General features: G+C 67.0%; 22 protein-coding genes. 6 read left to right on the top strand and 16 right to left on the bottom strand.

Annotated elements, in window-relative coordinates:
- Nucleotides 1–41: 41 nt before the first annotated feature.
- Both E2K76_RS04850 and E2K76_RS04845 read right to left on the bottom strand, forming a co-directional pair.
- Nucleotides 42–236 (bottom strand): hypothetical protein, encoded by a 195-nt coding sequence (locus E2K76_RS04850; protein WP_136683150.1) that lies wholly within the window; start codon nt 234–236, stop codon nt 42–44.
- Between the two features lie 145 nt (nt 237–381).
- A complete protein-coding gene (locus tag E2K76_RS04845; RefSeq protein ID WP_246032892.1) occupies nt 382–969 on the bottom strand; it encodes a L,D-transpeptidase in 588 nt (195 codons plus the stop codon).
- A 188-nt stretch (nt 970–1,157) separates the two neighbouring features.
- Between E2K76_RS04845 and E2K76_RS04840 the strand changes: the two genes are divergently transcribed.
- Nucleotides 1,158–1,685, top strand: coding sequence for a CAP domain-containing protein (locus tag E2K76_RS04840; protein ID WP_136683149.1), 528 nt, complete (start codon nt 1,158–1,160; stop codon nt 1,683–1,685).
- Nucleotides 1,686–1,712: 27 nt separating this feature from the next.
- Here E2K76_RS04840 and E2K76_RS04835 read toward each other — a convergent pair whose 3' ends face one another.
- From E2K76_RS04835 to hslO, 7 genes are all read right to left on the bottom strand, one after another.
- The gene (locus E2K76_RS04835) at nt 1,713–2,231 is read right to left on the bottom strand and encodes a L,D-transpeptidase family protein (protein ID WP_136683148.1); all 519 of its coding nucleotides are present in this window, start codon (nt 2,229–2,231) and stop codon (nt 1,713–1,715) included.
- Nucleotides 2,232–2,301: 70 nt separating this feature from the next.
- Complete coding sequence (locus tag E2K76_RS04830) at nt 2,302–3,453, bottom strand: class I SAM-dependent RNA methyltransferase (protein WP_394343927.1); 1,152 nt, start codon at nt 3,451–3,453, stop codon at nt 2,302–2,304.
- Nucleotides 3,454–3,497: 44 nt separating this feature from the next.
- Entirely contained in the window at nt 3,498–5,339 is a 1,842-nt protein-coding gene (locus tag E2K76_RS04825; protein ID WP_136683146.1) for an ABC transporter ATP-binding protein, read from the bottom strand.
- Nucleotides 5,336–7,192 (bottom strand): ABC transporter ATP-binding protein, encoded by a 1,857-nt coding sequence (locus E2K76_RS04820; RefSeq protein WP_136683145.1) that lies wholly within the window; start codon nt 7,190–7,192, stop codon nt 5,336–5,338. Before E2K76_RS04820 ends, E2K76_RS04825 begins: the two co-directional genes overlap by 4 nt.
- A gap of 57 nt (nt 7,193–7,249) precedes the next feature.
- A complete protein-coding gene (locus E2K76_RS04815) occupies nt 7,250–8,347 on the bottom strand; it encodes a CCA tRNA nucleotidyltransferase (RefSeq protein ID WP_136683144.1) in 1,098 nt (365 codons plus the stop codon).
- Nucleotides 8,344–8,910, bottom strand: a complete 567-nt coding sequence (locus E2K76_RS04810; protein ID WP_246032891.1) for a CoA pyrophosphatase — start codon at nt 8,908–8,910, stop codon at nt 8,344–8,346. Before E2K76_RS04810 ends, E2K76_RS04815 begins: the two co-directional genes overlap by 4 nt.
- Complete coding sequence (hslO, locus tag E2K76_RS20765; protein WP_246032890.1) at nt 8,903–9,877, bottom strand: Hsp33 family molecular chaperone HslO; 975 nt, start codon at nt 9,875–9,877, stop codon at nt 8,903–8,905. The genes E2K76_RS04810 and hslO overlap by 8 nt, the downstream gene beginning before the upstream one ends.
- Nucleotides 9,878–9,948: 71 nt before the next feature.
- Between hslO and E2K76_RS04800 the strand changes: the two genes are divergently transcribed.
- Nucleotides 9,949–10,395, top strand: a complete 447-nt coding sequence (locus E2K76_RS04800) for an NUDIX hydrolase (protein WP_136683141.1) — start codon at nt 9,949–9,951, stop codon at nt 10,393–10,395.
- Here the strand turns inward: E2K76_RS04800 and E2K76_RS04795 are convergent.
- A complete protein-coding gene (locus E2K76_RS04795) occupies nt 10,379–11,632 on the bottom strand; it encodes a PP2C family protein-serine/threonine phosphatase (RefSeq protein WP_246032889.1) in 1,254 nt (417 codons plus the stop codon). The two genes, E2K76_RS04800 and E2K76_RS04795, sit on opposite strands and share 17 nt — an antisense overlap.
- A 61-nt stretch (nt 11,633–11,693) precedes the next feature.
- On the opposite strand from E2K76_RS04795, the gene E2K76_RS04790 reads away from it, so the two are divergent.
- The 4 genes from E2K76_RS04790 to E2K76_RS04775 all read left to right on the top strand — a co-directional run bounded on the left by E2K76_RS04790 (nt 11,694) and on the right by E2K76_RS04775 (nt 15,273).
- Nucleotides 11,694–12,122 carry an Hpt domain-containing protein gene (locus E2K76_RS04790; protein ID WP_169053209.1) on the top strand — a complete coding sequence of 143 codons (429 nt, stop codon included), beginning with the start codon at nt 11,694–11,696 and terminating at the stop codon, nt 12,120–12,122.
- Between the two features lie 69 nt (nt 12,123–12,191).
- Nucleotides 12,192–13,541, top strand: coding sequence for a phosphomannomutase (locus E2K76_RS04785; protein ID WP_136683139.1), 1,350 nt, complete (start codon nt 12,192–12,194; stop codon nt 13,539–13,541).
- A 20-nt stretch (nt 13,542–13,561) separates the two neighbouring features.
- On the top strand, nt 13,562–14,548 hold the full coding sequence (galE, locus tag E2K76_RS04780; protein ID WP_136683138.1) for a UDP-glucose 4-epimerase GalE: 987 nt from the start codon (nt 13,562–13,564) through the stop codon (nt 14,546–14,548).
- Nucleotides 14,545–15,273: a glycosyltransferase family 2 protein gene (locus tag E2K76_RS04775; protein WP_169053208.1), complete on the top strand. Its 729-nt coding sequence runs from the start codon at nt 14,545–14,547 to the stop codon at nt 15,271–15,273. The genes galE and E2K76_RS04775 overlap by 4 nt, the downstream gene beginning before the upstream one ends.
- Here E2K76_RS04775 and E2K76_RS04770 read toward each other — a convergent pair.
- The 6 genes from E2K76_RS04770 to E2K76_RS20970 form a co-directional block, all read right to left on the bottom strand.
- Nucleotides 15,270–16,118: a glycosyltransferase family 2 protein gene (locus E2K76_RS04770; protein WP_136683136.1), complete on the bottom strand. Its 849-nt coding sequence runs from the start codon at nt 16,116–16,118 to the stop codon at nt 15,270–15,272. The two genes, E2K76_RS04775 and E2K76_RS04770, sit on opposite strands and share 4 nt — an antisense overlap.
- Nucleotides 16,111–17,178 carry a glycosyltransferase gene (locus E2K76_RS04765; protein ID WP_136683135.1) on the bottom strand — a complete coding sequence of 356 codons (1,068 nt, stop codon included), beginning with the start codon at nt 17,176–17,178 and terminating at the stop codon, nt 16,111–16,113. The genes E2K76_RS04770 and E2K76_RS04765 overlap by 8 nt, the downstream gene beginning before the upstream one ends.
- Nucleotides 17,163–18,398, bottom strand: coding sequence for a glycosyltransferase family 4 protein (locus E2K76_RS04760; RefSeq protein WP_136683134.1), 1,236 nt, complete (start codon nt 18,396–18,398; stop codon nt 17,163–17,165). The genes E2K76_RS04765 and E2K76_RS04760 overlap by 16 nt, the downstream gene beginning before the upstream one ends.
- Nucleotides 18,395–19,090 (bottom strand): hypothetical protein, encoded by a 696-nt coding sequence (locus E2K76_RS04755; protein ID WP_136683133.1) that lies wholly within the window; start codon nt 19,088–19,090, stop codon nt 18,395–18,397. Before E2K76_RS04755 ends, E2K76_RS04760 begins: the two co-directional genes overlap by 4 nt.
- Nucleotides 19,091–20,023: a glycosyltransferase family 2 protein gene (locus tag E2K76_RS04750; protein WP_136683132.1), complete on the bottom strand. Its 933-nt coding sequence runs from the start codon at nt 20,021–20,023 to the stop codon at nt 19,091–19,093.
- Nucleotides 20,024–20,124: 101 nt separating this feature from the next.
- Entirely contained in the window at nt 20,125–22,554 is a 2,430-nt protein-coding gene (locus E2K76_RS20970) for a M10 family metallopeptidase C-terminal domain-containing protein (protein WP_136683131.1), read from the bottom strand.
- Nucleotides 22,555–22,656: the final 102 nt, after the last annotated feature.

Raw genomic sequence — 22,656 nt, 5'->3', positions numbered from 1 at the left:
GGTTTCCCCACCGCCTTTTCCGTATTTCGATGTTCCTGAAATCAGGAAGCAGCAGCAGCAGCCACAACCAGCAGCAGCAGCAGCGGAACGACGACGCCGCCAGCCGACGAGCTGGTGTCTTCTTCGACGACAGCCGGAGCCATGACCGGCTGTTCGATGACCGGCTCGGCCATGCCACCGGCGAATGCCGACGTTGCTGCGACCGAGAGAGCGGCTGCGAGAGCGAATTTTTTCATTTTGACCTCCAGTTATTGCGCACCAACGATTTTCAGAGGCGGTGATGCGCACCCAAGACTGTACCTCGTAGGGATGACTAAGCATCTCCGGTAACCAAATGCAATCTGGCGCAAATGGTTCCCGGGATGCCCGTTATCCACAGGGTTAAATTAGCAACACCTGCGTTCCGACCTTGGTCAGGTTGTACAGGTCGATGATGTGTTCGTTATACAGCCCGACACAACCATTGGATGAGGCCCGCCCGATCTTGCGGGTGTCATGCGTGCCGTGGATACGGTAATAGGTCCAGGAAAGATACAGCGCGCGCACGCCCAGCGGGTTGTCCGGCGCGCCGCCCTGGACGACTTCGGGCCATTCGGGATTGCGCTCGCGCATTGCCGGCGTAGGGCGCCACGAGGGATTCTCGCGCTTCTCCACGACGGTCGTGCGGCCACGGCGGGTCAGATCCTCGGACAGCGGAATCGAGGTCGGATAGAGGCGATAGACCGACTGGTCTTCGGACCAGTAGTGCAGCGCGCGCGAGGTCAGATCGACAAGGATCGCACCGTTGCGGGTGTTGTCGAAATAATCCTGCCAGTCCAGCATACGGAAGCTGGAGGTGTTGCTGCGAACCGTTGCCGAAGGCTCCATCACGGTCGTGCCGTCCTGCGCGAATGCGGGCAGCGCCATGGCACCCATGCCTGCGGCAGCCGCCCCCAGAAGCGCGCGGCGGTTAAGCTTCACGTCGCCCATCTACGAATCTCTCCTTGAAAAAGCGTCCGGCAAGGGGCCGGTATCGTCCGGCGGGGATCATACCGCCTGCGACAGTGCGTCGCAAACCACTATCGCCGAAGAACGTCGACAGTCACGCAGAGTTGCGTTTGAAACACGCCTTGCGATTGGCTATGACGACCCCCGCAACCTTTTTTTTCGGGACCGAGATGAAGAAGCTTTCCGTTCTGGCCCTTTGCGGCGCCATCGCCCTTTCCGCCTGCGGCACCGGCCAGTCCGTGCAATCCGGCCCCGGCATGTATCGCATTTCTTCGGCGGACGAAGCGGCGGTGACCTATCGCGTGCTCGATTCCGTCAACACGCTGCGTCAGGCGCGGGGCCTTGGCCCGCTGTCGCTGAACGCCGAACTGACCGCGGCAGCCGCGACCCATTCGCGCGACATGTCGGTGCAGAACCGCCCGTGGCATTTCGGATCGGACGGCTCCTCGCCGCTGGTCCGGGCGCAGCGCGCAGGCTATCGCGGCAAGCTTCTGGGCGAAAACATCTCGGAAACCTACCAGACCGAGCTGGAAACCGTCGCGAACTGGATGGGCAAGCCCGACACGCGCGACGTGGCGCTGAACCCCGCCGCGACCGATCTGGGCTTCTCGTGGTATCAGGAATCCAGCGGCAAGATCTGGTGGACCATGGTCACCGGCGCGGGCGGCGGGTCGATGATGATGGCCTCGGGCCTCTGACGCAAAAGGCCCCGCGAGGGGCCTTTTTCATTTCATGATGTGAATGACGGTCCCGACCCGGATCATTGAATAGATCTCCTCGATCTCGTCATCCGTGACGGCGATGCAGCCTGCGGTCCAATCGCGCTGCCGTTTCGGGCCACGCGAATCGCCGTGGATGAAGATGTCGCCGCCGGGCAGCTTGCCATTCGCCAGCGCGTTGATCCGGTCGTTCGCGTTGGGATACGAGACGCCGACCGACAGGTGATAGGCGCTGTTCGGGTTCTGGCGGTCCAGCCAATATGCGCCCTCGGGCGTCTTGCCATCGCCTTCGAACTGCTTGTGACCCACCGGCTGGAAGCCCAGCGCGATGTCATAGGTCTTCAGCACCCGGTTGCCGTTCAGAAGATACATTTTCCGTTCGGCCTTGTGGACCTGCACCGAGGTCACGGGCGGCCCGTCATAGTCGCGAAATTTGCTCGGCCCGCCGCCGATGCCGCTGTCGCCCCCGCAGGCGGCCAGAAACAAGGCCACCGCAAGGGCTGAAAGGATTTTCACTGCCCGCATTTTATTATCCGCTCGATGCGCTTTTTTCTGCGGATATATCCGAATCCCGCAATCGCCTAGCAGGAATTTTTCACGACACGGTGAAGCGGGCCGCCAGTTCGACATGCGGGCTCCAGCGGAACTGGTCCACGACCTCTACCCGGTCCAGCGCATAGCCCGCCGCGATCAACACCTTGGCGTCACGCGCGAAAGTCACGGGGTTGCAGCTGACCATCGCAATGCGCGGCACGCGGCTGCGCGCAAGGGTCGCAACCTGCGCCTCGGCCCCGGCGCGGGGTGGGTCGATCACGACGGCGTCGAAGCCCTTGAACTCGTCCGGCTCCAGCGGGCGGCGGAACAGATCGCGGGTTTCGGTCGTCACCCGTTTCAGCGCCGCATTGCGCCAGCCGCGATCCAGCGCGGCCATCATCGCGGCATCACCCTCCACCGCGTGAACCTCGGCCTCCTCTGCCAGCGGCAGGCTGAAGGTGCCGGACCCGGCGAACAGGTCCACGATCCGCTTCGCCCCCGCCGTCCAGCCGCGCACGAAGCCCAAAAGCGCCGCCTCGCCCGCCGCCGTCGCCTGAAGGAAGGCGCCGGGGGGCGGGGCGACCAGCGCCGCGCCGAAACGCTGCATGGGGTTCGCACGCAGGGCGATGGTTTCGCCTTCCCATGTCAGGCGGGCGATGCCCTGCGCCTCGGCCACGCGGGCCAGTTCAAGCCGCAGCATCGCGTCCAGGGGCTTGCCGCCCGTCACCGACACCTCCGGCCCGGCAAGGCTTTGCGTGACCGTCAGCGACACTTCCCCGGACCGAGAGCCGCCCGCCTTCACCAGCGCCTCCAGCGCGGGGAAGCTGGCCATCAGCTCCGGCGTCAGCAGGATGCAGTTCGGCACCGCGACCAGCGTATCGGACGCCCGCGCATGAAAGCCCAGCAGGACGCCGCCCTTGGTGCGCCGCCCGTGCAGCGTGGCGCGGCGACGGCTGCGCGGGGGCGATGTCACCGTCTCGCCCACCGGCGCGTCCAGCCCCTGCCCTGCCAAAGCGCCCAAGACCACCGCCCGCTTCCATTCCGCCACGAAACGGTCGGAGGCATGTTGCAGCGAACAGCCGCCGCAGGTGCGGTAATGCGGGCAGGGCGCCTTTACCCGGTCGGGCGAGGGTGTGATGATGGCATGTGTGTCCGCCTCGACCACCTCGCCCGGAAGCATCCGGGGGATGTAGACCGGGCCGTCCGGCCCCATCGCCACCGCATCGCCGCGATGGCCAAGGCGATCGATCGTCAGTTTCACTCGGCAGCCTCTTCCAATCCAAGAAAGCCGCCCGATTGCCTGTTCCAGTAGCGCGCGTAAAGCCCGTTCTGCGCCAGAAGCCCCTCATGTGTGCCTTCCTCGACGATCCGGCCCGCCTCAAGCACCACGATCCGGTCCATTTCGGCGATGGTGGACAGCCGGTGCGCGATGGCCAGCACGGTCTTGCCCTCCATCACCTTTTCAAGGCTGGTCTGGATCGACGCCTCGACCTCCGAATCCAGCGCCGAGGTCGCCTCGTCCAGCACGAGGATCGGCGCATCCTTGACGAAGGCGCGGGCCAGCGCGATCCGCTGGCGCTGTCCGCCCGACAGTTTAACGCCACGCTCGCCCAGATAGGCGTCATAGCCGGACCGGCCCTGATGATCGACCATGTGTTCGATGAAGGTGTCGGCCTCGGCCGCGCGGGCGGCGTCGGCAAGTTCGGCATCGGTCGCGTCGGGACGACCATAAAGGATGTTGTCGCGGGCGGACCGGTTGAACATCGCGGTTTCCTGCGTGACCATCCCGATCTGGCGGCGCAGGGATTCCTGCGTGATCTGCCGCACGTCCTGCCCGTCGATCGCGACCGTGCCCTTTTCCACGTCGTAAAGCCGCAGCAAAAGCGCGACCAGCGTGGATTTGCCCGCACCCGATGCCCCGACGATGCCCAGCTTTTCCCCCGGCGCGATGGTCAGGTCGATGTCATGCACCCCGCCGTGACGCCCGCCATAGGTGAAGGTCACGCCCTTGAACGCCACCTCGCCCTGCACGGCGGGCAGCACCTGCGCGCCTGCCGCATCGGGCAGCTTGTGCGGCACGGCCAGCGTCTGCATCGCATCCTCGACCTCGCCCACCGAGGTGTAGATCGACATGAGCGTGAAGCTGACCCAGCCCGACATCTGTGCCAGCCGCATCGAAATGGCACCCGCCGCCGCGATGGCCCCCGCCGTCGCCTGCCCGTTCTGCCACAGCAGAAGCGTGCCGCCGATCAGCACCACAGGCAGCACCCCAGACAGGAGCATCAACGAGCTGCGGAACGCGGTCGAGATGACTCCGAAGTCGAGGCTGCGCTGGCGGAACACCTCCATGGATTGCAGCGCCACGCGATCCTCGAACGCGTCATGAGCAAACAGCTTGACGGTCTTGATGTTGGTGATCGTGTCCACCACCTGCCCCGACACCATCGCCCGTGCCGCCGCCCGCGCCGCGGAATTGCCCCGCACCCGTGGCATGAAGAACCGGATCAGCGCAATATAAGCCACGAGCCAGACGCCCAGCGCCACCGCGAGCCAGCCATCGACCGAAATCAGGAAGATCGCAGACCCGATGACCGAGGCCAGCGCGAAGGCGACGGTATTGATGGTTTCCGACGCCACATCCGTGACCGCCCGCGCGGCCTGCATCTGCTTTTGGCTGATGCGGCCGGCGAAATCGTTGTCGAAGAAGGTGACGTCCTGCCCCATCGTCCAGCGGTGCAGACGGCTCAGCACCAAGGGGAACAGGTTCGGCTGCACCATGATCGCATTGGTGGCCGAACTTGCCCCGAAGGCGATGGGCCGCAGCAGCACGAAGAACACGATCAGGCCCAGCAGCAGGTGCCAGCCGTCGGCCAGAAACCGTTCGGTCCCGATCTCCAAAGCGCCGTCGATGACCCAGCCGAGGATGGAGGCCGACACCACCTCCAGCGTGCCCGTCGCCGCTGCGACGGCCGCGGCAAACAGCAGCGCGGGCCATGACCCTTTCAGGCACCACAGAAAGAATTTGCCCAGCGTCTTGGGCGGTGCCGTCTTCGCCGGGCGGAAGGCGTCGATCACCCCGCCAAGGTTTCGCAGGTTCATTCCGCCGCCCCCGTTTCCACATAATCCGTGTCGATGAAACCGCCCGATTGCCGCGCCCAGAACCGGGCATAGAGCCCGCCCTTGGCCAGCAATTCGTCATGCGTTCCAAGTTCGGCGATGCGGCCCGCGTCCAGCACCAATATCCGGTCCATCCGCGCGATGGTGGACAGGCGGTGGGCGATGGCGATGACCGTCTTGCCCTCCATCACGCCATAGAGCGTTTCAAGGATCGCGGCCTCGACCTCGCTGTCCAGCGCGGATGTCGCTTCGTCCAAGACGAGGATCGGCGCGTCCTTCAGGATGACGCGGGCAAGGCCGATGCGCTGGCGCTGCCCGCCCGACAGCTTCACCCCCCGCTCGCCCACCTGCGCGTCGTATCCGGTGCGGCCTTCCTTGTCCTGAAGCGTCAGGATGAAGTCATGCGCCTCGGCCCGCTTCGCGGCGGTCGCGATCTGATCCTCGGTCGCGTCAGGGCGGCCATAGGTGATGTTCTCGCGCACCGAGCGGTGCAGGAGGCTGCTGTCCTGCTGGACCATGCCGACATTGCGGCGCAGGCTGTCCTGCGTGACGCGGGCGATGTCCTGCCCGTCGATCTCGATCCGTCCGCCCTCGACGTCATAGAAGCGCAGAAGCAGCTTCACGAGCGTCGATTTCCCCGCGCCCGACCGGCCCACAACGCCGATCTTCTCGCCCGGGCGGATGGTCAGGGTCACGTCCTGCAAGCCGCCGCGGTCGCGCCCGTAATGGTGGGTCACGCCCTTCAGGTCGATCTGCCCATGCGTCAGCGCCAGCGGCTTTGCGTCGTCGGCATCGACCAGCGCGATGGGCTGGGCGATGGTTTCCATCCCTTCCTTGATGATGCCGAAGGATTGGAACAGCTGCGTCGTCGCCCACATGATCCAATAGGTCAGGTTGTTCAGCCGCATCACCAGCGCGGATGCCGCCGCGACCACACCGACGCTCGCCTGCCCCTGATACCACAGCAGCACGGCCCAGCCGATCACGCCCACGATCATCGCGCCGTTCAGCATGGTCAAAGAGATGTCCATGCGCGTGATGATCCGCATTTCCTTCAGAAAGGCCGTCCGCGCCTCCTCGATGGACTTGCGGGCATAGTCCAGCTCGCGCCCGTCATGGGCGAACAACTTCACCGAATGGATGTTGGTATAGGCATCGACGACCCGCCCGTTCACCGCCGACCGCGCGTCCGAGCTTTTCTGCGCCGCCGGGGCCGCATGCCGGATCGTCCAGCGCACGAGATAGGCATAGCCGAGCGCCCAGAGCAGAAGCGGAATCGCAAGGCGCGGATCGGCCTGCCCCAGCATCACCAGCGATCCGACCAGCGTCGTTGCGGCGAATGCCACCGCGTCGAAGATGTTGAAGATCGCATCCCCCGCCGCCGTCGGCGTCTGCATGATGCGGTTGGCCAGACGGCCGGCGAAATCGCCCTCGAACCAGCCGACGGGCTGGCGCAGGACGTGGCTGTGCGCCCGCCAGCGGATCAGCGTGCCGAAATTCGGCAGGATCGCATTATGCAGCAGCGCCGTGTTCGCCCCCGCGAACACCGGGCGCAGGAACAGCACGAAGAAGGCGACGCCCAGCAGTTCCCATCCGTGATCGGCCCAGACCTGCTGCGGCCCGCCCGAGGCCAGAAGGTCCACGACCCGCCCGACATACCAGATCAGCGCAAGGTCGATCACCGCGATGATGACAGCCATCATGGCCGTCACCACGAAGACCTTGCGGAAGGGCTTCATGTATTCCCGCAGGAACGGCCAAAGCCGGTTCGGTGGAGTGTCTGTCTGTGCATAAGGCTCGAAAGGATCAACGAGCCGTTCGAAAAATCGGAACACGGGAAAGCCTCGTCGTTACCCCGTGCATATAACCGCGAAAGGGCCAAAGGAAAACCGTCAGCGCAGAAGATCCTCGCGCGACAGCGAAAATCCGGAGGCGATCCAGCGGGCCTCGATCTCCTTCAACCTGGCACCAAGGGCGGCACCGGAAAGGGCGGGCATCAGATCGGCGGCGGTCACAGGGAATCTTGCAGCGGCGGCGGCATCGATGCCCTCGGTTTCAGGCAAGGATTCCATCAGCGCGGCGCGCACCAGGGCCGCATCGCGGGCGATGTCTGCACCATGCCGCCATGCGGTTTCAAGGATGTTTCCCTCCAGCGCGGCGCGGCGGATCAGCGTCAGGCGCGCAGCCTCGGACCGCGACAGGCGCAGGTCGGCCTCGCCCCCCAGAACGGCAAGACGGCGGATCGGATCGGGCGACAGGGTTTCCAGATGCACCAGCACCGGCAGCGCCCTTGCGTCCGACCCCGGCAGGACACGGCCCAGCACGCCCGCATGCGCCATCGCCGCGACCGAGGGCGCGGGATCGCGCGCGGCCAGCAGCTTCTTCATTTCGGCCCCCACCCGCTCGCGCGACAGGCTCTCGATCCCATCGGCATTCGCGGCGCAGGCGGCCAGACCATCCGCATCCAGATCGCGGCCATAGATCGCGTGAAAGCGGAAGAAGCGAAGGATGCGCAGGTAGTCTTCGCGGATGCGCGCCTCGGGGTCGCCCACGAAGCGGACGTGATGCGCGCGCAGGTCGGGCAGCCCACCCAACGGGTCGATGACCGTGCCGAACGCATCGGCGTAAAGCGCGTTCATGGTGAAGTCGCGCCGGGCCGCATCCTCGGCCACGTCGGTGGAAAAGGCGACCGTGGCGCGGCGCCCGTCGGTTTCGACATCGCGGCGGAAGGTCGTGACCTCGTGCGGGACGCCATTCGCGATGATCGTGACGGTGCCGTGCTCGATCCCTGTGGGGATGGTGCGAAAGCCCGCAGCCTCGGCCAGATCGCGCACCCGTTCGGGCCGCGCGTCGGTGGCGATGTCGATGTCGGACACCGGAACGCCCAGCAGCGCGTTCCGCACGCAGCCGCCGACGAAAAGCGCGCGGTGCGGTGCCAGCGCGTCGCAGACCGGACGCGCGGTGGTCAGCCAGTCGCCCGTGACCTTCATGCCATCCTCTCGGCCAGGCCGCGCAGGATGCGGGCTGTTGCGCCCCAGATGTAATACGGCCCCCACGGCACGGAATAGTATCGACGCACCCCGCCCTGCCATTCGCGCGACTGGATGGAATAGCGCGCGGGGTTCAGCAGATGTGTCAGCGGCACGGCAAAGGCCTCCTCGACCTCGGTCGCCTGCGGTTCGGGCGCGAAGGGTGATACGAGGCCGATCACCGGTGTCACGCTGAACCCGGTCACGGTTTCATGCGGCGGCAGAGTTCCCAGAACCTCGACGCAGGGGGGCGGCAGGCCGATCTCCTCCTGCGCCTCGCGCAGCGCGGCCTCGACGGGGGTTTCGCCCGCGTCCAGCTTGCCTCCGGGAAAGGCGATCTGGCCGGGATGGTGCTTCAGCCCCGACGCGCGTTTCGTCAGCCAGATGCGCCCCTCGTCCACCGCGATCAGCACTGCGGCCTCGCGCAGCTTGCGGCCCGGCGGCGCCCTGACCGCCGGGTTCAGATCGAAATCCGACGACGCGGCAGAGGGCCGCGCCACTGCGCCGATCAGCCGGTCACGCACGCGCGTCCGAGCCCAGCGTCGCCGGGTCGAATTCGTAATGCGCGCCGCAGAACTGACAGTCGGCGGTGACGATCCCCTCGTCTGTGACCATCTCGGCGATCTCGGACTGCGGATATTGCGCGAGCGAATCCCGCACCTTGTCGGCAGAGCAGGAACAGCCGAAGCGCACCGGCTGGGCGTCATAGACGCGGGGGGCTTCCTCGTGGAACAGGCGCACCAGCAGATCGGTGGGCGCAAGCTGCGGGCCGATCAGCTCCAGCTCCTCGACGGTGTCGAGAAGGTAGTTGGCGCGCATCCAGTTCTCGCCCTCGTCCCCGGCAAGGATGTCGGCATGGGTCAGAAGACCGCCCTCGCCCGTGGCTTCGCCCACCGAGGGGGACGCCTTGGGCATGTGCTGAAGCATCACGCCGCCCGCCCGCCACGTCTCGGTCGCCCCCGGCACCTGACTGCGGCCATAGGACAGCTCGAAACGCGTCGGAAGCTGTTCGGACTGCGCGAAATAGGTCTCGGCGCATTTGGACAGCGATCCGCCGGCGATGGGGGTGATGCCCTGATAGGGGACCGTGCCCTCGCCCTGGTCGATCAGGATGGCGAAATAGCCCGCGCCGATCTGGGCGAAGGCGTCACCTGCCGTCAGTTCCGCCGCCTCGAACATGGCATAGGCGCGGATGCGCGCGGGGGCGCCATCATCGGTCGGGCCGTAATAATCCGTCGCGATCAACTTCACCGCGCCGTTGCCGCGGATCTGCAGCGACAGCTTCCAGCGCAGCTTGATCGTCTGCCCGATCAGCGCGGTCAGCAGCGCGGCCTCGGCCACCAGCGACTCGATCTGCGGGGGGTAGTCGTGTTTGGACAGGACCTGCTCCAGAACGCCGTCAAGCCGCGCCACGCGGCCGCGGATGTCCGAACGGTCAAGCTGGAAGGGCAGGACGGTATCGTCCCATGCGATTTGCGTTCCGATGGTCATGGGGTTTCCTTGGGGCATAAGCCTTGGCATACCGCGCCCATATAGGGATTGAAGCCGCAAGGGCCAAGGGCATGATCAGACGTTACGGCGAACCCGTCATCGCGGGGCAAAGATACAAGCGCCGCCCCGGCGTCTATGCCGCATTGCTGCGGGGCGGGCAGGTTCTGCTGACGCATCAGGCGCAGCCGAACCCCGAATACCAGCTTCCGGGCGGCGGGATCGATCCGGGCGAACATCCCGTCACCGCCCTGCACCGCGAGGTGATGGAGGAGACCGGTTGGCACATCGCCATCGGCCCACGCCTTGGCACCTTCCGCCGTTTCGTCTTCATGCCCGAATACGACATGTGGGCGGAAAAGGTCTGCATCCTCCACGTCGCGCGCCCGGTGATGCGGATCGGTCCGCCGACCGAGGCCGGACACACCGCCGCCTGGATGGCCGCAGACGAGGCGCTGGACGCGGTCGCGACCGAAGGGGAACGCGCGATGCTGGCCCGCGCCCTCAGCCGGTATAGGTGAACAGCATCCCCGACACATCGTCGGGGAACGCCGCCCCACCGCGATGATCGCTCAGCCGCCAGACCAGCGCCTCCAGCATCTCCTCATCGCCCATCTGCGCGGCATCGGTCAGAAAGGCTGCAAGCGCCGCCTCGCCAAATTCGCCGCCCTGCGGGTCCGGGCATTCCACGACGCCATCCGACAGAAGAAACAGCCGATCCCCGCGCCCAAGCTGGAATTCGAGCCGGTTCCACGTCGCGCCTTCGATCAGGCCGATGGGCATTCCGCCCGCGCCCACCTGTTCGACCTCGCCGCCTGCCCGAATGATCATCGGATGCGGATGGCCCGCCTGAACCAGCCAGACGCGGCCGGTGACCATGTCGATCTCGGCGTAGCACATGGTGAAATACTGATCGACGCTGATCTCCTGCAGCATCAGGCGGTTCAGTCGATAGGCGACCATCTCGGGGGGCCATGCGCCGCCCTGCCCGCCATCGCTGCCCGTCAGCGCGATGTTCTGATCGCGCGACGCCCCCGACAGCAGACCCGCCAGCCGCGCCGTCATCATCGCCGACGCGACCCCATGCCCCGCCACATCCACCGAGAACAGCGCCAGCTTGCGTTCGTTGATGTTGAACCATCCGACCAGATCGCCGCCCACATGCCCCGACGGGCGCAGCAGCACCGACGCCGCCCCGCGCGCGAATTTCGCATGCCGGTCGCGCACCAGCGTCTGCTGAAGCTTTCGCGCCTCTATCAGGTCGCGGTCCAGCGAGTCGTAGACTTGCTGCAATTCGCGCAGCGTGCTGGTGATCAACCGGTTCTTTGCCACCAGTTCGGAATGCATCCCCATGATCCGCACCCCGGCCCGCAGCCGCGCGCGCAACTCGTCAGGTGCGACGGGCTTGATCAGGAAATCATCCGCACCGCCATCCAGCCCACCCACGATCTCGCTCTTCTCGGATTTGGAGGTCAGCAGGATGAAGTATCCGTATCCGTCGCGCGGCAATGCGCGGAACGCCTCGCAGAATTCGAGGCCGGACATGCCCTGCATCACCCAGTCGCTGACGATGATGTCGAAATCCGTCGCGCGGCACATCGCCAGCGCCTCCTCGGCGGTCGAGGCTTCGGCCACGCGGTATCCCCAGCGGACCAGCAGCGCCGAAAGGATCAGGCGTTGTGCGCGGCTTTCCTCCACCACCAGGACATGGGGCAGCGTCGTCGCGGCGGGGCCTTGGCTGAAAGCTTTCACCTGCACGGGATACACCTGTCTTGAACGAACACAGTCATCCGATTGCACCTGCAGCCGTTAAAAGACGGTGAACCCTAAAAAGCGCGCCATCATCCACTGGGCGTTAACGTTCGGGGTTCAGGGTGACGTTGCAACGGCGGGGGCGGCGATGATCGACTGGGCGCATCTGTATGGTCTTCGGGCCGATATCGGCAGCGATACCTTTGCAAAGGTGATCGAACTGTTTCTGGACGAGGCGGATGGAACGCTGGATCAGCTTGCCCGTCCGGGTGCGGAAATCCCGCGGCTTCTGCACATGCTCAAGGGCACCTCGCTGGCCGTCGGCTTCACCGAACTGGCGGCGCAATGCCGCGATGGCGAAAGACGCGCGGGTGCCGGGGCCGCGCCGGATCTGGCCGCGATCCTTGCCGCCTATCGCGCGGGGCGCGAACAGCTTCTGGCGGGTCTGCGGCTGGTGAACCTCGCGCCTGCCGAAGCGCCAAGCCGGGCCTGCTGAACGGCTTGCCTTTCCGCGCTGCGGCGGACTAGGCTCCCGTTGGAAATTCAGCGGGATCGAGGCACGGCGATGGCACCCAAATTCGGAACGAGCGGGCTGCGCGGCCTTGTCACGGAACTGACGCCCGAACTGGTGGCGGCCCATGTCACCGCGTTCGCCGCCGCCTGCCCGACGGGCGGCGCGCTTTACGTCGGGCGCGACCTGCGCCCCTCGTCGGCGCGGATCGCGGGGGATGTGGCGGCGGCTGGGCGCGCGGCTGGCCTGCGGGTCGTCGATTGCGGCGAAGTGCCGACGCCCGCGCTGGCGCTCGCCTCGATTTCGGCGGGGGCTGCGGCGGTCATGGTCACCGGCAGCCATATCCCCGCCGACCGCAACGGGCTGAAATTCTATGTCCCGAATGGCGAGATCTCGAAGGCGGACGAGGCTGCGATCCTTGCCATGCCCGCCCTGCCCGACGGCACCGAGGCTGGCCCCGCGCCGGTCACCGATGCCGATGCGGGGGACCGCTATGTCGCGCGCTATGTCGCGGCCTTCGGTCCGGACGCGCTGGCGGCGCGCAGGATCGGCGTCTATTCCCATTCCGCCGTCGGGCGCGATCTGCTGATCCGCGCCCTGCGCGAATTGGGGGCCGAGGTGGTCGAACTCGGCCGGTCCGAGACGTTCATCCCCGTCGATACCGAGGCGGTCGATCCGGACACGCGCGCCCAGCTTCGCGGATGGGCGGCGGGGCTGGACGCCATCGTGTCCACCGACGGCGACGGCGACCGCCCGCTGGTGACCGACGCGGCGGGCGAGGTGATCCCCGGCGACGTGCTGGGCCAGATCACCGCGCGCGTGATGGAGGCGCAGACGGTGGTGACGCCGGTGTCTTCGAACAGCGGCGTCGATGCCAAGGGCTTTGCCCGCGTGATCCGCACGCGCATCGGCTCGCCCTTCGTGATCGCAGGGATGGAGGGGCAGGACCGCGCCGCCGGATACGAGGCGAATGGCGGCTTCCTTCTGGGCTTCGATTCCAAGGGGCTTGCTGCGCTGATGACCCGTGACAGCCTGCTGCCGATCATCGCGCCGCTGGTCGCCGCCGGGGATGCGGGGCTGGCCGCGCTGGTCGCGGCGGAGCCAGCCTGCTTCACCGCCGCCGACCGCCTGACCGAGGTTCCGGTCGAACGCTCGCAAGCGCTGGTCGCGCGCCTGACCAAAGATGCGGCGGCGCGGGCGGAACTGCTCGCCGCGCTGGACGGGGCCGAGGCGCGGGTCGATCTGACCGACGGGCTGCGGATCGGCTTGACCGACGGGCGCGTCGTGCATATCCGCCCCTCTGGCAATGCCCCGGAGCTGCGGGTCTATGCCGAAGCGAAGACGCCGGATCAGGCCTCTGCCCTTTTGGCGGCAGGGCTTCGGGCGGTGAAGGAACGAGTTTGATTTTTCACAAGGTGTTTTGAATGGTTCAACATGTTTTGGTGACGGGCGGCGCAGGTTACATCGGCGCCCATGCCTGCAAGGTTCTGCGCGCGGCGGGGTTCGTGCCTGTCGCCTTCGACAATCTTTCGACCGGCTGGAAGGACGCCGTGCGGTTCGGCCCGCTGGTTCAGGGCGATCTGATGAACCGCGCCGATATCGACGCGGCGCTGGCGGAATACAAACCCGTCGCGGTCATGCATTTCGCCGCCCTGTCGCTGGTGGGCGAATCGATGAAGGACCCCGGTCTTTACTGGCGGGTGAACGTGAACGGCGCGCTGAACCTGCTCGAAGCCACCGTCGCGGCGGGCATCCGCAACTTCGTCTTCTCGTCCACCTGCGCGACCTATGGCGATCAGGATGGCGTCGTGCTGGACGAGGCGACGCCGCAGCGCCCGATCAACGCCTATGGCGCATCGAAACTGGCGATCGAGGAGATGGTCCGCAACTTCGGCGCGGCGCATGATCTGCGCCATGTCATCTTCCGCTACTTCAACGTCGCCGGCGCCGATCCCGAGGGCGAGGTGGGCGAACAGCACCGCCCCGAGACGCATCTCATCCCGCTGATGCTGGATGCGGTCGCGGGCAAACGCCCTGCGCTGACCGTTTTCGGCACCGACTATCCGACGCGCGATGGCACCTGCATCCGCGACTATGTGCATGTGATGGACCTTGTGGACGCGCATGTGCTGGGTCTGCGCTGGCTGCTGGACGGGGGCGAGGATCGCGTCTTCTGCCTTGGCACCGGATCGGGATTCTCGGTGCATGAGGTGATTGAGCATTCCCGCGCCGTCACCAACCGCGAGGTGCCCATCGTCATCGGCGATCGCCGTCCGGGCGACGCGGTGCAACTGGTCTCCGGGTCGGAATCGGCGATCCGCGATCTGGGCTGGAACCCCGCCCGTTCGACCCTGCGCGACATGATCGGCGATGCGTGGAACTGGGCCGGCAAACCGGGCTTTGCCGAGTGACCACGTTTTCGGTGATCGTTCCCTTTCGCAACGCCGAACGGACGATTGCCGAAACCGCCGCCTCGCTGATCGCGCAGGACTGCACGGAATGGGAGGCGCTGTTCCTCGATGACGGTTCCTCCGACGCTTCGGTTCAGGTGCTGCGGGGGTTTGCCGATGGGCGCTTCCGCATCTTGTCCGAAGGCCCCGGTGCAGCGCGGGGCGTGGCGCGCACGCGAAACATCGGCATCCGCGCGTCGGTCGGACGGTATGTCGCTTTTCTGGACGCCGACGATCTTTGGGCGCCGGAGAAACTGTCGTGCCAGCTGCGCGCGTTCCAGCAGCACGAGGAACGGATCGTCTTCTCCTCCTATCGTCGGTTCGGCGGCGCAAGCGGCATCGTGCTGGCAAAGCCCCGAGTGGAATGGAAGGATGCGCTGGCGGGAAATCCCATCGGCTGCCTGACCGGCGCGTTCGACACCGATTTCCATGGCCGGGCCGAGATGCCGGAGATCCCCTTTCACGAAGACTATGCCTTCTGGCTGTCGCTGCTGCGGCGCGGCCCTGCGCGCGGGCTGCCCGAGGTGCTGGCGCAGTACCGCGTCTCGCCCGGATCGGCCTCGGCCAACAAGGCGAAGGGTGTGCTGGCGGTGTGGCGGATTCTGGGGGCGGAGGGGTTGCCCCTGCCGCGCCGTATCGCCGGGGTGGCGGGCCATGTCGCGGGCGCCCTGCGCAAACGGGTCTAGCGTCGTTCGGGTGTCGCGCCGGACAGCAGCCGCACCATTTCGCCCAGTTCAACCGCCCAAAGTTCCATCCGCACCGCGCTGGCCGTCAGCCGCCAGCGCATCGGGTGCGCGGAGCGAAGATAGGCCGCGATCTCGCGCACCGGCGGGGTCAGGCTGCGGACCGTCCACATCACGCGCCGCCGCAGCGGGCCAGAGGCGATCTGCCCGCCCTTGATGCGCCGCGCCTTGGTCACCAGCGCCGCACGGCTGCCGCGGGCGGGGTGCAACACCTCGGCCTTGGGGGCGAAGGACAGGCTGTGGCCTCGGCCCACCGCCCGGCGGCAGAATTCGGCATCCCCGCCGGACAGCCGCGTGGGGTCGAAGCCGCCCAGCAGGGCGAAGACCTCCTTCGGCACGGCAAGGTTGGCGGTGACGGCATAGTTGCGGGTGATGAAACGGTGCTGCGGGATGCCGCGCACGGTGTCGAAGATTTCCCAACGATTGGCGGCTGGCCCGGGAACGATCGTCACCGGGCCCGCCCGCAGCCCTTCGCCGGGCAGCAGCGCGCAAAGCCAGTCCGGCACCGGGCGGCAATCGGCATCGGTGAAGACCAGCAGCCGCCCGCGCGCCTGCCCCGCGCCAAGATTGCGCGCGGCATAGGAGCCGGGGGTGGGGCAATGCAGCACCCGCAGCCGCCCCGCCAGGGCCGCCGGAACGACGGGCACCGGCGGTTCGGGCAGGTCGTTATCAACCAGCAGCACCTCGAAGTCGGTCGCTTTCTGCGCGGCCAGATGATCCAGCAGCAGCGGCACGTGATCCCAGTCGCGATAGATCGGCACGATGACCGAGATTGCGGGTTCAGCCATGTCCTGCCGCCTTCAGGTAAAGGTCCGCCGCCCGCTCCGCATCGAAGCGCAGCGCGGCCGCGCGGCGCGGGGCCGGATCGCCCGGATCGCGCAGGGCATCGGCCATTGCGCGGGACATCGCCGCCGCATCACCGACCGGAACCAGCCGCCCAAGCCCCGGCGTCACGATCTCGGACGGGCCGGAGGGGCAATCGGTCGACACTACGGGGCAGCCGCAGCCCAGCGCCTCGACCAGCGACAGGGGGAACCCCTCCCACCGCGAGGACAGCACGAACAGATCGGCATGGGACAACCACGCCAACGGGTTTTCGACATGGCCGGGCATCAGCACGCGATCCTCCATCCCGGCGATCTGCGCCTCTAGTGCAAGGCGGTCCTCGCCCTCGCCCAGAATGACGAGCCGCGCGTCCGTCAGGGGGCGAAAGGCCTTCAGCAGCGTGGGGAAATCCTTTTGCGCCGTCAGTCGCCCGACGGCCACGACCACCGGGCGTTTCGCGAACCATTCATGCGGTGCAGACGCTTCGGCCAGACGGCGGCGGGCGGGGGTCCAGACCGGGTTTTCGATCACGGCAACGCGGCCCTCGGGCAGCGCGAAAGCCGCCTCGATATCCCGTGCAACGCCGGCGGAGACGGCAACCAGCGCATCGGCCCGCCCGACCAGCAGCCGCGTCAGGCGGTCCGCCAGAATGTCGGCGCGGCGGGGAACGCCCGCCAACTGCGATCCGCGATGGGTGTGAAAGCTCCAGACCAGCCGCGTTGCAGGCCCAAGCCGCGCCAGACGATGCGCCGCCATCATCGCGACGTTCACATAATCGCGGGCCGAGATCAGGATGTCCGGCCGGGTGCGCCGCAGATGCCGCGCGGCGTTCACGATGCCGCTGCGGGCGCGGCGGCCCAGATGCACCACGGTAACACCGGGCGGGGCTTCGCGGTCCGTCTCCTCCTCCAGCAGCAGAAGGTCCACCTCATGGCCGCGCCGCACGAATTCCTCGGCCAGATTCAGCATCACGATGCCGATGCCGCCGCCACCGATGGTTCCGGGGCTCAGGCAGATGCGCACGGCATGCGATCCGCGAACAGGATTTCCTCCCACAGGTCGATCACGCGATCCGGGGCATAGGGGGCCATGCTGGGTGGCCCACCCGCGGCCAGCGCCTCGCGCAGCGCCTCGTTCTGCATCAGGCCCGACAGCGCCTCGGTAAAGGCGGTGCGGCGGGCGGTGTCCGATCCGTCGCCCACGGGAACCAGCCGCCCGTTCACCCCGTCCTGCACCAGACGGTTCAGCCCCGAGCAATCGGCGAACCCCACCACCGGCATCGCCGCCGCCAGCGCCTCGGTCACGGCCAACGGAAAGCCCTCGAACTCTGCCGGATGGGCAAGGATCGAGGCGGTGAGGTAGTGATCCGCCACATCGCTGCGATGCCCCATCAGCGTGACGGCGGGGATGCTTTCCGCACGGATGCGGGCGGCGAGGTCTTCTTTCAGCGGGCCGTCGCCCCAGATGCGCAGTTCCCAACCCGGAAAGGCGGGGGCGATGGTTTTCCAGCAATCGATCAGCAGCCCGTGGCGTTTCACCGTCGCCAGCCGCCCCACTGCCATGACCACCTTCTCGCGCCCCGTCACCTCGGCCGCGCGCGGGGTGACCGCGTTGGGAAGGACGCAGACCGACCGGCGCAGATCCTCGGAATACCAGTCGCGGTATTCCGGCAGCAGCACCGCGATCCTGTCGATGCGCGACATCAGCGCCAGACGGCGGCGCTGGTCCAGCCGGGTGTGGTTCCAGCGTTCCGGGTTCTGGAAATCCTGCTCCGGCGCGTTGTGCATCGAGGCGACGCGTCGCATCGGATGATCCACCTTCGCCTTGGCCAGCGCCGAGATGGCGGGCGGCATGAAGCCGATCACCACATCGGGCCGGGTCGCGCGCAGGTGCCGTTCAAGCCGCCGGGTAAATCCGCCGTCGCGGGCGATGCCGACGATCCGGTCCAGCACCGGATAATCCGGCAGGAAGGTCAGCCGGCTGCGAATCCATTCGGTGAAGAACCGCCAGCCGCTGCGCGGAGGCAGCAGGTTCGAGACGACCACCCCCGGCGCGGTGTCATAGAACGGTCCCTTGCCGCGCGGCTCGTGGCTCAGGATCTCGACCTCGTGGCCGCGGGCGGCAAGGGCGTTGGCGGTTTCGATCAGCACGCGCTCGGCGCCGCCGCTGCGCTGGGCGAGCTTCTCGATCACGAAAACGATGCGGCGGCCCGAGGGCGGCACGGGTTTGGGCTGGCGGATCATTTCGCGTCCGGCCCCAACCGCGAGATCAGGAACTGACGCCCCAATTCCCGCAAGGCGTCGTCGCTGGCCTCGTGGTCGATATCCACGCCGCGTGCAGCTGCGAGCCAGTCGAGAAGCGGCGCCCAGAGGTCCGCATCCTCGCGCCAGCGAAGGCCCAGATTGCGCGCGGTGCCGGGCAACAGCGTCGCCATCCGGTCAAGCGCGAGGTTTCGCCGCAGGGCGACATCCAGCGGCGATCCCGGCTGGGGCTGCGCCGCCTCGGTGCCGATCGTCGCCTCCAGCCCCAAACCGTGCATCCATGCCAAAAGCTGCGCCAGTGCGGGCGCTTCGAACAGGGTGACGCCATGCAGGACGAAGACAGGCTCCGCGCCATGTTCCCGCACCGCCCCGGCAAGACCGGACAGCATTTCGGCCCATTCGTCGCCGTGATCCTGCAACAGATGCGAGAAGATCAGCAACGGCTCGTCCCTCGCGCCGAAATCGCGCACAAGCGAACGGCCCATGATCGCGATGGCCGGTCCCTCGGGTTCCAGCAGGAAGTCGTGGGTCTGGCGGCCCGGAATCGGGACGGCCCAGGTCGCGGGGACAGGTGCGATGTTCGCACCGATCAGCGCACCGAGGGCATCGCCCGGCACGGCATCGGGGCCAAGCAGTGGGCGCGCGCCCACCGCGACGTGAACCTTCAAACTCATTCAGCCCCCGGCACGCAGACGGCTGCGAAGGACGTTGCGTGCAACCAGCAACGCATGGCGCGGGCTGCCCAAGGCGGCCTCTGCCAGATAGCGGGCGGCACCGATACGATCGCCATTGGAATAGGCGAAGCGCGACGCCAGCCGATTTGCCTTGTAATGCAGCTTCGACGACAGCGCACGGGGATAGCGGCTGATCGCGGGGGCGTTCTTGGCAAGGATCAGCTTGTAGCAGGCGTGAACCTCGGCTGCGTTGCGGCCGATGTCGGATTTGAAATACCGGCACAGCGCCCGGCGGCCCGGCGCGGTTTCGATCCGCCCCCCGCCGCGCACGAACCGCAGGAAGTAATCCAGATCCTGAAGCCGCGGCAGCCTTTCATCGAACCGCCCCGCGATGCGGAACGCCTCGGCCGTGCCCAGAAGCGTCCAGAGATAGGCGCGGAAATGATCGCCCACCAGCAGTTCCAGCACCTGATCGCCGCCGACGCGCTGCGACAGGGTCCGCGCCTTGCCGTGCTGTTCCCAGTCATAGGTGCAGGTGACCCAGACCGAGGAGATATCGACGCCCTGCGCGGTCAGGCTGTCCAAATGCGCGAACTGCCGCGCCGTCTTGTCGGGATACCAGATGTCGCCCGCATCCAGCCATGCCACATGGGTGGCGTCGGTCAGATCCAGCAGGCGGTTGCGGGTGCGCGGGCGGCCAAGGTTCTTCGGGTTCCGTTCGAACAGCACCGCAAAGGGCGTCGTGGCGGCGAAGGCATCGCAATGGGTCTGGGCGGCCAGCGCATCATGATCGGGCGATCCGTCATCGACCACGATCACACGCATCCTGCCGCGCCAGGTCTGTTCGGCGACGGAATCGAGCGAGCGTTTCAGGCCGTCGGGATCGCAGTAATGCGGTATCAGCACATCCAGCGCAAAGGTCACGGGTGTCATATCCTTTCGCCGGCGCCGGCAGTTCTGTTCGGTCGCGGTCACTATAGACCCGATGGGAAAGCGCGACAACTCGGCCCCGGGTCAATATGGCGAAGGTCCTCCTACAGGATAAAATCCGAAAGCGTCACACCGACCGTGTCCATCAGCACGATGTTCATGTCCGATCGCCCGTCGCCGTCGATATCCACCTGCACCACCGTATGCCCCCCCGAGGTGAAGATGCGAAGCTGCCCCGCGGCCGTGAAATCGTCATGGCCGATATAGTCGAAACGCTGGTGCCCGCTTCGCAGCACATTGGCGTCGATGGCCGACAGGTCGATCTTGTCGCCCTTGGTACTGAAATCGAGGATCTTGTCGCGGTTCGCATCCGGCGTGCTGTCCAGCACCGAGGTGAAGACGAACACATCCGCCCCAGAGCCACCAACGAGGTAATCCGCCCCCAGCCCCCCGTGGATCGTATCGTTGCCGCTGCCGCCGAAGATCGCGTCGTTCCCCGCCCCGCCATACAGCCTGTCCGGCCCGCCGTCACCCACCAGCCGGTCGGCCCCGTCTTCGCCATGAAGCACGTCCGAACCGAGGCCGCCGAACAGCCGGTCCCGCCCGAGGCTTCCGTAAAGCGTGTCGTCGCCGTCCCCGCCGTAAAGCTGGTCGTTGCCGCTGGCGCCATAGATCAGATCGTTCCCCGCCCCGCCGTAAAGCAGATCGTTCCCCCGGCTGCCCGCGATATGGTCGTTCCCCGCCCCGCCATAGATCCGGTCGTTCATCGCGCCGCCATAGAGGAAATCGTCGCCGTCGCCGCCATAGAAGATGCTGGACGTATCGCCGCCATGGATAGTGTCGTTACCCGCGCCCCCGTCCATCGTGTCGCGCCCTGCGCCGCCAAAGATGATGTCGTCACCCTCGTCGCCCATGATGCTGTCATTGCCGCCGCCACCGACCAGCGAATCGTGCCCCGCCCCGCCGAAGATCGTGTCCGCCCCCGCCCCACCGATCAGCGTGTCGTTGCCGCCCCGCCCCTCCATCCGCGTCGGCAGCGCGGTCGCGACCATGCGGTTGCCAGCCTCCGTGCCGATCATCACCGGCCTTCCCGGCGTGGGGTCCGGTATGGGCGCCGGAAGGTCGGGCATGACGGGGGGCATATGCGTCATGTCGATCAGATCGCCCAGCATCAGCTGCGACGGGTCCACAGACCTGCGGTTAGCGGTGAAGACCTCCAGAAACTCGGCCCCATAGCGGATCGTGAAACCGTTCGTGCTGCGCTGGATGGTCAACTGGTCGAGGCTGCGGATCATGCCCCAGGCGGAAATGTCGATCCTGTCCTTCCTAAGCTCGAAATCCGCGATCGTGTCGGGCTTTGCGTCGGCGGAGAAGATGAAGACATCCGCCCCCGCGCCCCCGGTCAGCGTATCGCTGCCCGCGCCGTCCATCAGGACGTCCGCGCCGCTGCCGCCCGTCTTCACGCCGACCGCGCCCTTGGGCGGCGCGAACAGGTAATGCCCGATCCCCCCATCCCGCAGCGAGGTCACGAAAATCTCGATCCCCCGCGCGCCCGAGGACAGCGCGATCGCCCCTATCCCGTCCAGCCCGTATTGCGCCGATCCCGCGATATGCGCGACGCCCAGCAGCCGCCCCCCGGGCAGAAGACGCATCACGCTGATGCCGCCATCCGATCCGCCCGCGACGACATAGGCGGCGCCGTCATGCATCACCACCTCCAACGCCGAGACATCGTCGAACCTGGTCGAAAGATCGTCGATCACATGGTCGGTCACCGTCAGCTTGCCGCCCGCGCCCATTTCAAGCACGCTGATCGAACCGCTGCCCGCCGCCGCGACGATGACATAGGCGCGCCCGTCCATCACCACAGTTTCCACCACGGTCGCAGCGTCGATCCAGAGGCCGGACTCCTTGGATTGGCTGTCGCGCGCCGCAAGGGTGCCGCCCGCGCCCACCTCCCACGTGACGATGCCGTCGGTGCTGGCGCTGACGAGGAAGTCCTTGCCCGCCAGCCGCAGCGAAGCCAGCGCCACCACATCCGCCGATGCCGTCACCGCCGCCTTCTGGAACGCGCCCGCCGCCGAAAACCCCAGCCCCGCGATCCCGCCCTTGCCCGCCAGCCCGCCGAAGACCACCTGCCCGCCCGAGGCCAGATCCACGGTGACGGCATGGACCAGATCGCCGCTCAGCCCCGCCTTGATCTGCACCGGGGCCAGAAGCGCGCCCTTCGCATCGGTCTGCCGCAGATACAGCGTGCCCGTGCCGCCGCCGCCATACAGCGCCGCCTTGCCCGCCGATGTGGTGATGAAGGCCAGCCCGGCATCGAATCCCGCCGCGTCGCGCCCCTCGAACGGGACGGCGGTCATCGCCTTGGTCGCGCCCTTTGCATCCACCGAAAACGACTGGATGATCCCGCCCCGGCGCGTCGCGGCATAGAGCACGGACAGCCCGCCCACCTCGCGGATCTCCAGATCCGCGATGGTGGACAGGTTCGCCCCTGCCGCCAGATCGATGCGCGATACGTAGGAAAGCATCCCCTCGTCCCAGATGTTTTCGGGACGCAGAGTGTCGTTTGCGGGCGCCTCACCCCCGCTTAACGAAATGAGGCGCTAAAGTGGCATTCCCGGCGAATTTCC

The organism is Falsirhodobacter xinxiangensis, assembly GCF_004959935.1.
In the GTDB taxonomy this organism is placed as follows: domain Bacteria; phylum Pseudomonadota; class Alphaproteobacteria; order Rhodobacterales; family Rhodobacteraceae; genus Falsirhodobacter; species Falsirhodobacter xinxiangensis.
This window is presented reverse-complemented; position numbering and strand designations above follow the sequence as displayed.